The following is a 765-nucleotide window of genomic DNA, read 5'->3' as shown; positions in this document are numbered from 1 at the left end:
TCAAGCGCTTCTTACCAGCTCACCCGTGCTTAACGCAGGTTAGCACGTCCTTCATCGCCTCTGACTGCCAAGGCATCCACCGTGCACGCTTAGTCACTTAACCATACAACCCCAAGAAGTGTGTCAGTCCAAAGACCGGTACACTCATCAAGGCGGTACGCATCATGACTGATGCTTACAACTTTGTTTTCGCCAAGAAGTTCCAAGACACTTGCGTATCAAGAACTACAAATTATTTCATCAGCTTTCCAGGTTGTTAAAGAGCAGATTTCACGAAGAAATCAAAGCTAAACGGCTTTAGCTTTGTATTCTCTGAGCGAATGGCGTCCCCTAGGGGATTCGAACCCCTGTTACCGCCGTGAAAGGGCGGTGTCCTAGGCCTCTAGACGAAGGGGACAAAATTCACGGTTCGCGAAGCAAGCTTCGCGGTGAATTTTGTAAAGGCGCAGCCGAGCCAGCGAGGCAAGCGGCAAAACCTTTCCAAAACGCACATACTTCTTGGTAAAAGCGAGTGGTGAGCTCTGCGAACCCGAGCGACAAGAACAACCGTAGTTGAACTGGGCCTGGGGGACAGAACTCGGTGTGCAACAAGCTATAGGCAAACTTGTTACCACGCCCTTATCAAAAGCGCTCTACTCATATCAAGCAAACTGTGTGAACACTCAACAGGCGTTGAGATTAAGGTAAGGAGGTGATCCAACCGCAGGTTCCCCTACGGTTACCTTGTTACGACTTCACCCCAGTCATGAATCACTCCGTGGTAAA

1 tRNA gene and 2 rRNA genes are annotated in these 765 nt (G+C 49.7%); all 3 read right to left on the bottom strand.

Going from position 1 to position 765, the window contains the following annotated elements:
- A 23S ribosomal RNA gene (locus DCS96_RS18365) occupies positions 1-103 on the bottom strand; the annotation flags it as partial.
- Between the two features lie 218 nt (positions 104-321).
- Positions 322-397: transfer RNA gene (locus DCS96_RS18360), tRNA-Glu, on the bottom strand.
- Between the two features lie 287 nt (positions 398-684).
- Positions 685-765: ribosomal RNA gene (locus DCS96_RS18355) — 16S ribosomal RNA — on the bottom strand; the annotation flags it as partial.

The sequence above is a fragment of the Zobellella maritima genome (genome assembly GCF_003075035.1).
Lineage (GTDB): Bacteria > Pseudomonadota > Gammaproteobacteria > Enterobacterales > Aeromonadaceae > Oceanimonas > Oceanimonas maritima.
This window is presented reverse-complemented; position numbering and strand designations above follow the sequence as displayed.